Here is a 2,110-nt window from a genome sequence, read left to right on the forward strand (position 1 = left end):
TTTGAGTTCAAGGATGCCGTGAAGCAAGCCAATGAGTATGCTTACGATGCCAATGGTAATTTAACTAAAGATTTAAACAAGGGAATTAGCAATATGTCGTATAATTGTTTAAATTTGCCTAGTGCAGTAACGTTCAGTGACGGTAGCACGGTTACTTATACTTACGCGGCCGATGGTACAAAGCTGAAAACCGTGCATAAGATAGGAGCAGCTACCACCACAACGGACTATTGCGGAAACGTGATCTATGAGAATGGACTACAAAAACTGTTGTTGACGGAAGCGGGTTATGTTACTTTGAATGACAAGAAGTATCATTATTACCTGAAGGACCATCAGGGGAACAACCGTGTAGTCATCAACCAGAGCGGGGCGGTGGAGGAGACGAACCACTACTATCCTTTGGGCGGAGTATTTGCAAGTACCAACAACGTGCAGCCTTACAAATACAATGGCAAGGAACTTGATGCGAAGAAAGGGCTGAACTGGTATGATTACGGTGCCCGTATGTATGATGCGGCGTTGGGATGTTTTGTGACGGTGGACCCGCTGGCGGAGAAATATTATTCAATAAGCCAGTATGGGTATTGTGGGAATAATCCGATTAAATACATAGATCCTACGGGTATGTTTTATACCGGTTTTACTATTGATGAAAAAGGTTATATTCAAAAAGTCAATAATGAAGGTGGAGATAAATATGATGTGATATATAACAAATCAAAATATTCTTCTCAAACTCGAAAGGATTATGATACTTCAGGAGATAAGACCGGAATAAAAATCAGTAAAGGAATCCTTAATGAGCAAGCAGGAAGCAAGAATATGTCTGATAAAACAATAAGTGGGCCAATCAATGACCCCGAAGGGCATAAGATTGGGGAATATGCCAACCATTCTTATGAGGTGAAAAGCGACAAAGAGGCTTTGTCTCTAATGAATTTCATGGACAAGAATACGAATGTTGAATGGGGAAATACGTTAATGAAAGATATGCAAGGAAATCTCATAAATCTGTTGTCAACAAGTCATGACGTGAACACTATCAAAGTGGGTAGCTTCCAGGTGAATAAATATATTCGGAGAGGTTTTCAGATTATCAGGGCAGACCATATTCATCCTGCACCGGGAGCAAAAGCTTCTGAGGGAGATAAAGATGATGCTGAAAATATAAGAAAACGCTTTCCTAATGCGACCTTTAGAATTTTAAATGCAGGAAAGTATTATCCGTATTAAGCAGTTGAACAATAATTTCCAATGTTATGAGAAAAGGAATGATTTATACTTTAGTTTTATTTGCGATATCCTTGTTCATAGGATGTCGCTCGGGAGATGTCACTGTCATAAAGTTTAAACCGTACAAAGAGAAAGATTATATTACCAAAGAATTGAATGTGTATGAAATTGACAAATTGTGGTATCCGATTTTAGACTCCATAATAACTAAAGCGGAAGAATGTTCTGAGTATCAGGAATTAAAAGATGAAATAGCATTTTCTTTTGGTGTTTATGGAGAGTTGATGTCTTATTCAAAGGAACTCGGGGGATATCCCAAATTGGAAAGTCCTGAGGTCTGCATCTCTGTATTATATCCTAAGTCCTATAATTTTAAACGCTCCGTAGGTGTATTTCATTATCAAGGATACAATTATTATATTACGGAACTTTATGATGACACTTACTTAAAAAAAACATCAGAAGTTGTTATTGTTAGATGCATTGATCCTAAAAAATGGCAATCTGCTATCCATGACCGAGGTGATAGAGACATGTATTGGTGGTATGGATATAAGAATGAATCTTTAGTTAATATACAATATGGTCGTTGTCCTACTTTGAACCCCTGATTCGATAAACAAAAATGATTCCCTGCTCACACTTCAATTGGGTGTAAGCAGGGAATATCATTTTATTACTTTACAAAGAGGGTCGTCTGCTGAACGCAACCTATGGCGAAACAGCAAGTATCAACATGAATGCGAACAGTTTCAGCGAAAACGTGACGGGCTATGACAAGAACGGCAACATCAAGGGCCTGCAACGCTACGGGTAGACTTCTGCCGGAACTTACTTAACGAAAGATTTGAATAAAGGAATCACAGAAATTCAA

At 38.3% G+C, this 2,110-nt stretch carries 2 protein-coding genes; both read left to right on the forward strand.

The window, feature by feature from the left end:
- A partial coding sequence (locus JCM16496_RS20935) for an RHS repeat-associated core domain-containing protein (protein WP_025836415.1) occupies positions 1-1,236 on the forward strand: 1,236 nt, incomplete at its 5' end.
- A gap of 26 nt (positions 1,237-1,262) precedes the next feature.
- Positions 1,263-1,847, forward strand: coding sequence for a hypothetical protein (locus tag JCM16496_RS20940; protein WP_128809794.1), 585 nt, complete (start codon positions 1,263-1,265; stop codon positions 1,845-1,847).
- The last annotated feature ends 263 nt before the right edge of the window (positions 1,848-2,110 follow it).

This window comes from Bacteroides rodentium JCM 16496 (genome assembly GCF_000614125.1).
Lineage (GTDB): Bacteria > Bacteroidota > Bacteroidia > Bacteroidales > Bacteroidaceae > Bacteroides > Bacteroides rodentium.